General features: G+C 44.3%; 8 protein-coding genes and 1 tRNA gene. 8 read left to right on the forward strand and 1 reads right to left on the reverse strand.

Annotation, left to right across the window (positions count from 1 at the left end):
* Window positions 1-248: 248 nt before the first annotated feature.
* The 8 genes from HA494_01175 (at window position 249) to HA494_01210 (ending at window position 5,476) form a co-directional block, all read left to right on the forward strand.
* Window positions 249-647 carry a HEPN domain-containing protein gene (locus HA494_01175; GenBank protein ID NHV96394.1) on the forward strand — a complete coding sequence of 133 codons (399 nt, stop codon included), beginning with the start codon at window positions 249-251 and terminating at the stop codon, window positions 645-647.
* A complete protein-coding gene (locus tag HA494_01180) occupies window positions 625-942 on the forward strand; it encodes a nucleotidyltransferase domain-containing protein (protein NHV96395.1) in 318 nt (105 codons plus the stop codon). The genes HA494_01175 and HA494_01180 overlap by 23 nt, the downstream gene beginning before the upstream one ends.
* Before the next feature lie 110 nt (window positions 943-1,052).
* Window positions 1,053-1,292 (forward strand): 2TM domain-containing protein, encoded by a 240-nt coding sequence (locus tag HA494_01185; GenBank protein NHV96396.1) that lies wholly within the window; start codon window positions 1,053-1,055, stop codon window positions 1,290-1,292.
* A 170-nt stretch (window positions 1,293-1,462) separates the two neighbouring features.
* Entirely contained in the window at window positions 1,463-2,860 is a 1,398-nt protein-coding gene (gene sufB / locus HA494_01190; GenBank protein NHV96397.1) for a Fe-S cluster assembly protein SufB, read from the forward strand.
* Window positions 2,861-2,869: 9 nt separating this feature from the next.
* On the forward strand, window positions 2,870-4,183 hold the full coding sequence (locus HA494_01195) for a SufD family Fe-S cluster assembly protein (protein ID NHV96398.1): 1,314 nt from the start codon (window positions 2,870-2,872) through the stop codon (window positions 4,181-4,183).
* Window positions 4,184-4,189: 6 nt separating this feature from the next.
* The gene (locus HA494_01200; protein ID NHV96399.1) at window positions 4,190-4,492 is read left to right on the forward strand and encodes a non-heme iron oxygenase ferredoxin subunit; all 303 of its coding nucleotides are present in this window, start codon (window positions 4,190-4,192) and stop codon (window positions 4,490-4,492) included.
* A 51-nt stretch (window positions 4,493-4,543) separates the two neighbouring features.
* Window positions 4,544-5,320 carry a Fe-S cluster assembly ATPase SufC gene (sufC, locus tag HA494_01205; GenBank protein NHV96400.1) on the forward strand — a complete coding sequence of 259 codons (777 nt, stop codon included), beginning with the start codon at window positions 4,544-4,546 and terminating at the stop codon, window positions 5,318-5,320.
* A 30-nt stretch (window positions 5,321-5,350) separates the two neighbouring features.
* A tRNA-Ala gene (locus tag HA494_01210) sits at window positions 5,351-5,476 on the forward strand.
* 7 nt (window positions 5,477-5,483) lie between these two features.
* Here HA494_01210 and HA494_01215 read toward each other — a convergent pair.
* On the reverse strand, window positions 5,484-6,776 hold a 1,293-nt coding region (locus HA494_01215), incomplete at its 5' end, for a hypothetical protein (protein NHV96401.1).

Raw genomic sequence — 6,776 nt, forward strand, 5'->3', positions numbered from 1 at the left:
ACATCATCAATCCTATTATTGACATCATCGATCCTCTTATTGAGAGGTTCAATCTCCTCCCTAACTATCTTTCTTATCTCCGGTAAGACGAGCCTCCAAGCGGCTTCTTTCACAGCCTTCGCCATTCGCTATCTTTACAACTATTCGAAAATATAAGCTTTAGTGGCCAGCAAACAAACTGGGTAGATAAAGAACTCTCTTACCCTGCTGAAGAATGTTTAAGACGTTGGGTTTGTGCAGCTAGGTCGTTGAGCAAAAAAGAGGAAGAAAAGAACTTGTTAAAGAGGGCGGAGCGTTTTCTCGAGACTGCAGAGTACCAGTTGAAACGAGGTTTTTATGACCTTGCGGTCTTCAGCCTCGAGCAGGCGCTTCAACTCTTTCTTAAGGCGAAGCTCTTGGCTAATGGTGTTGACTACCCTAGGACGCACAGTGTTAGGTCGTTACTGGAAGCACTTATGGAGGTCGCTGAAGAAGATAGGGCTGTTATAAAACGTATTCTAGATACGCATTTGATGGATTTTGGTGTCCTCGAGGACGCATATATTACATCGAGGTATGTTATGAGAGAGTTTAGGAGGGAGGAAGCTGAAAGATTAGGTAGAGTCGTTAAAGAGGTGATAAGAGATCTCACACAGAATTCTAGTTAAGAGAGCGTTACAGAGAAGGGCGGTATTCAATAAGCTCCAAGAACACCTTCAGATAATAAAGACGGTAGTTCAAAGTCTTGATCCGGACGCTGAAGTCTACCTTTTCGGCTCTGTCGCTGAGGGTAGAAGTAACCTATCAAGCGACATCGACATACTGATAGTAACTAAGACGGATCCGGCTACCGTGCATTTGGAGCTGTGGAGGGCCGGTGTGAAAGAGCCGTTTGAGATCCATGTGCATACAAAGGATGAGGCTGCTTTCTTCGTTGGTAGGGTCAAACTTCTTAAGGTCTAGAATCGTTATCGTAATGAGGCTGTTAAAAAAATATAAATATTTTTGAATTGTTATCAAAGGCTATGTCGAATGAGATAACGTTAGAGGATTATAAGCGTGCTTACAGGGAGATGGAGAAAGAGGAGGCTAGAAGAGGCTTCATCGCACATCTAGTAATCTATATTCTAGTCAACATTATGTTAATCGCCATCAATTTAATCTACGTTCCTGGAGAATTGTGGTTTTTCTACCCGCTCATAGGCTGGGGTATAGGTGTAGCTATGCACTACCTCTTTGGCGTGCGATGGCTTGAGAATACGCTTATAGAGAAAGAAGCCAAGGCGGAATATCGAGCTAGAGAAGGCAAATAACCTAACCCAACCCGCATCAATTCTCTTTATTTTGAGTTATTCCAACTTGTTTTATAGAAATTATCTCTTCTTTTCTGAATAGAAAGAGATCGACAATATTTTCTAAGCAAGGAGAGGTCATTTAATATAAGTTTAAATACTTTGTATAACACTGTTATTATTGGGGCTTAATGGAACCAGCAAAACTGTTTGAAGAATACAAATACGACTTCAAAGACCCTATTGATCAATACGTTCACATAAGCCAAAAGGGGCTCTCTAGGAAGGTAGTGGAAGAAATCTCTGCTATTAAGAATGAACCATCTTGGATGCTGGAGTATAGGCTGAAAGCATATGAACACTTTCTGGAGAGGCCGATGCCCATGTGGGGTGCTGACCTATCAAACATAAACTTCGACAATATACGCTACTATGTCAAGGCGACTGAGCGCGTAGGACGATCTTGGGACGAAGTCCCGGAACAGATCAAGAGAACTTTTGAAAGGTTGGGCATACCGGAGGCTGAGAGGAAGTTTCTAGCAGGGGTTGGTGCTCAATATGAATCTGAAGTCATCTACCATAGCATAAAGAAGGATCTCGCGGAGAAGGGTGTAATATTTACTGATATGGATAGCGGTCTTAGAGAATATCCGGAAATCGTCAAGAAATATTTTGGTAAGGTGGTTCCTTACAATGATAATAAGTTTGCCGCGCTTAACAGCGCCGTGTGGAGCGGGGGGAGCTTCATTTACGTCCCAGAGGGTGTTGAAGTAAACATACCGCTTCAAGCATACTTCAGAATCAACGTAATGAACATGGGGCAGTTTGAGAGAACCTTAATTATAGCGGAACCGAACAGTAAGGTGCATTATATAGAAGGGTGTACTGCACCAATCTATTCTTCAGACTCCCTACATGCAGCTGTGGTTGAGATTATAGCAAAGAAGGGTGCGCACGTAAGATACACCACGCTTCAAAACTGGTCTAAGGATATTTACAATTTAGTGACTAAGAGAGCGCACGCTTACGAAGATGCTACTGTCGAGTGGATTGACGCAAACGCCGGTAGCAAAGTTACTATGAAGTACCCTTCGGTCTATCTTTTAGGTCGGAGGGCTAAAGCTGAGATAATTTCTGTTGCGTTCGCTAACACCGGGCAGCACATTGATTCTGGTGCAAAGGTGGTGCATTTGGCACCCGAAACAACCTCCAAGATAACTTCCAAGTCTGTTTCTAAAGGAGGTGGGAGAACAACATACAGAGGGCTGCTTTACGTGGGTAAGGGCGCATATGGTGTCAAAGCAAGTGTAAGGTGTGACGCCTTACTTGTAGACGACCACTCTAGAACAGACACTTATCCATATAATGAGGTTTATGAGGATGATGCGACCATAACACATGAGGCTACCGTAGGCAAGATAGGTGAGGACCAGCTCTTCTACTTGATGAGCAGAGGCATACCAGAACAGGAAGCCCTGAGTCTAGTAGTGACAGGATTCTTCAGCTCATTCACAAAGCATCTTCCGATGGAGTATGCCGTTGAATTCAACAGATTGATAGAGCTGGAGATGTCTGGAACGGTAGGTTAGGTGAAGTGGTTGACGCTCAAACTGATAGAAGACATCTCTAGAAGGCTAGATGAGGGGAAAGAAGAGCTAGCCAAGAGGTTGGAGAGCTATGACCGCTTTTTAAAACTCCCGTTAGAGACTTCACCGCTCTATGTCAAGTATGTTGACCCGAAGTTAGCTGAGGTGGATCTTAGCACCTTAAAGGAAGCAGATAGCCACATTGATTGGCCTATCCCATCAAATGTAGCGCAGATACTCTATAACGGGAAATGTGTGGTTAGGCTTAGTGCTGAGGGTGTAAGGCTTCAGACGATCGGCGGTATCAAGGAAAGAGTTGATGGTGTTGATTATAGTCGCCTAACCCTTGGCGAAGATAGGTTTTCAGCCCTAATACAAGCGCTTTATACGAGCGGGCACATTCTCATAGTTGAGAAGAACACGGTTATTGAAGAGCCGATACACCTCGTTTCACTGGTGGACAGATCGCTTGTAGCTCGCAACCTTATTATCTTAGGCGAAGGTTCGGCGATAAAGGTAGTAGAGGAAATCTATTCACCGAACCCATTTGAGGGTAATGTTTTCTTCGCTTATAGTAACGAGATCAAACTGAGTGAGAACTCGTCGCTAGAATTAACCACCATACAGGCAGCCGCTCCACTATCTAAACTATACAACATTAGGAGGACATCTCTGGGGAGGAACGCATCTCTAGACTGGGTGACAGCATATTTGGGTGGAGCTTACCAGCTGGCACGGGTAGAGCATAGATTAGTAGAGGAATACGCATCGGTCAAAGATACCCACATATCTCTGCTAACCAGTAATCAAGTATTCGATTTAACGACAGATCTCATTCATCAATCCCAAAAGACAAGTGGAAGCATAGTTGCTAGGTTGGCGCTAAAAGACAGCAGCAAAGCTATAGCAAAAGGGATGATAAGGATACCATTTGAGGGCAAGCAGTCTAACGCTTACTTATCACAACACGCCATAATGCTAAGCCCAAGCGCAGCAGGCATAACCATACCCGGGTTAGAGATTTTGACGAACGATGTTAAAGCCACACATTCATCTTCCGTCTCACAGCTTGATGAAGACCAGATCTTCTATATGATGAGTAGGGGGCTGAATAAGGAAGAGGCTATCAAGATGCTCACACTCGGCTTCTTTGAACACGCATTAGTGAGAATAAAGCGGCAGAGCGTAAAGGAGGGTGTACGGCATATGCTTGATGAAAAGTGGCGCGGTAGGCTGGCAACCTTTAAACCGATAGAAACAGCACCTCCTAGAGTCGAAAAGAGCGGAGCAGAAGATATCTTCGAAGGACACTATAAGTATAGGTGAATGTGCTTGAAGAAGGTTGTCGCTAGGCTGAGTGAAATAAGTGATGGTGAAATCAAAGTAGTAGATGTTGATGGTGAGGAGGCTATACTTGTTAGGAGCCAGGGAAGAGTTTACGCCCTTTCACGATACTGCTCACATGAGAAAGCAGACCTTTCAACCGGATTCTTGGCAGAGGATAGGTTGGTCTGCCCTCTACATCTATCACAATTTGATCTTGCTTCTGGTGTGGCTTTATCCCCTCCTGCTACCGAGCCGCTTAAGTCATATTCGGTAGAGGTGGTTGGTGATGACATTCTTCTGGATATTTGATTTAAAGGTTTTTATAACGGTGTTATCTAAAGTAATATCGGAGGGAAAGATTTGAAACTTGATATACTGGATCTTCACGTCGAAGTCGCGGGCAAAGAGGTCATAAAAGGGCTAAACCTATCAGTCGCTCAAGGTGAAGTCCATGCGCTTATGGGTCCAAACGGCTCTGGCAAAAGCACATTAGCTCACACAGTGATGGGTCATCCAAAGTATAAGGTAACTAGAGGCGATATTTTGTTAGATGGTGAATCAATATTAGGTCTCACTCCAGATCAGCGAGCTAAAAGGGGGCTATTTCTAGCCTTCCAATATCCTTACGAAGTTTCTGGCATCACGGTTACAACCTTTTTGAAGGCGGCATACACAGCTTTGCGCAACGGCGGTGAAAAAGAGAAGCAGAGCATGATTTCATACCTTGAGTTTCGAAAACTATTGAGAGAGAAGCTGAAGGCTTTGAAGATTGAGGAGTCATTTGCTGATCGCTATCTTAACGAAGGTTTTTCAGGCGGGGAGAAGAAGAAGTGTGAGATTCTCCAAATGGCTGTTCTGAAGCCTAAGATAGCGCTTTTAGACGAGACCGATTCTGGTTTAGATGTAGATGCTTTAAAGATCGTTGCAGAGGGTGTTAATTCGTTGCTAGGCCCTGATCTCGGTGTGTTACTGATCACACACTACCACCGCATACTCAACTACATAAAACCAAGGTATGTCCACGTGATGATGGATGGCAGAATAGTAAAATCGGGCGGCGAAGAATTAGCTTATCTGCTAGAGGAAAAGGGTTATGACTGGCTGAAAGAAGCAGTATCCAGTAGCCAACAAACCTAAATCCAGATCCAACATACCCTAATGTAGCGTGGGCCGGTCGTCTAGACCCCCTGGGGACAAACACTTTCACGCAAGGTGGTCCACTCTGGTAGGATACCGCTTTGGCAAGCTCGCCCAAAGTGGCGGGGGTCGGGGGTTCAAATCCCCCCCGGTCCACTAATAGCTAGCGTTCCGAAAATTTGATTAGTCTTTCGAGGTTTACGGTTAGGTTTGCTAGTGCTTCGAGGGCGGCGACTTCCTGTTTACTGTGTGCCTCTATACCTAATCCGAGTAGGATTGTTGCCTTTGTCTCTGCGGCGAGTTCAACTACGTGTCTTAGGAAGGTGTATGCTTTGTCGAATCCTGTGGTAAGTATGAGATCAGTTAGGTTGTCGAAGATTATCAGGGTCATGTTTGAGAGGTTTAGTTCAGCTAATGCTGCTAACATTTCTGAAGGGTCTTTTATTGAAACGTATGATCTTATCGCTTCTAACTCGGAGTGCCGTGTGAGTGTTAGGTATATGTATTTTACATCTAGTGGTGTAAGCGCCTCTTCTACTACGCTTCCTCTTCTTGTGAACACAGATATGTCGTAACCTTTTGCTAAGGCTTCTACTGTTAATCTTTTGAGAATCAGCTTTAAGGTGGTTTGTGTAGTAAATTCCAGTAGAATAGCTTTTCCAGCGTTTTCTTCTAGTGGTTGACCTAATATTAGGTTTGACGCTTTTAGTGTATCTTCGGTGATCGGCTCGTTTAGGAAAGGTAAGGTTATGGGCTCAGAGGTCAGATCTGCTAAAGATGTTTGGAGCGTGGAGATTATGCCGAGCTTTGATGCTTTCCGCCAATTTAACTCTAAGACCCTATTGATCTTTCTTACGAGGAGGCTTGCTGCTCTAGGTGCGGTGTCTGCTATCTGTGAGAGGATAGATGATAGGAAGCTGTTAAAGATGGTTATAATCTTGATGGATGGGTCTTGTTTATGCTTCTCTAAACATTTGGCTATTGAAATGTATCCTTCAGCGTCTGCCTCTATATCCTTCAGCACATCGTAGAGAAGCAAGCGGTTAAGCAACTCGCTGCCTAAAACGTTTTTGAAATCTGGGAAGGCTGCTAGTAATATCCTCTTGTATATTCTGAGAGCAGCCTCTGTATCAGAGACATTATGCAGGCTCTTATCTACTTCGATCTTCTGCATCAACCTTCCACCATCCACACCGTATAGTATATCACCAGCCAAAAGAAACTCTGCTCGTTTTAAGAGCGCGTCATCCAACTTATGTGCCTCTTCGGCTGGTAGGGTTGCGTAGGCAGCGTTTATGACGGGTAAGTAGGGGTCGAGAAGCGAGATAAGTTTGTGTTCGTGTAGATAGTCTAGCGTCTTTTCTATAATCGATACTATTGTTGGCGGTCTATCTTCTGTGAAGACGGGCTGATCCTCGACGTATTTTACATAGGGCTCTATATCGGTCTCCTTCAC

It is taken from the genome of Nitrososphaerota archaeon, from assembly GCA_011605775.1.
Taxonomy (GTDB): domain Archaea; phylum Thermoproteota; class Nitrososphaeria; order Nitrososphaerales; family JAAOZN01; genus JAAOZN01.

Excerpts from the sequence above, each read along its gene's own strand:
- sufB (NHV96397.1), top strand. The coding sequence starts at position 1,463 with ATGGAACCAGCAAAACTGTTTGAAGAATACAAATACGACTTCAAAGAC.
- HA494_01185 (NHV96396.1), top strand. The coding sequence starts at position 1,053 with ATGGAGAAAGAGGAGGCTAGAAGAGGCTTCATCGCACATCTAGTAATC.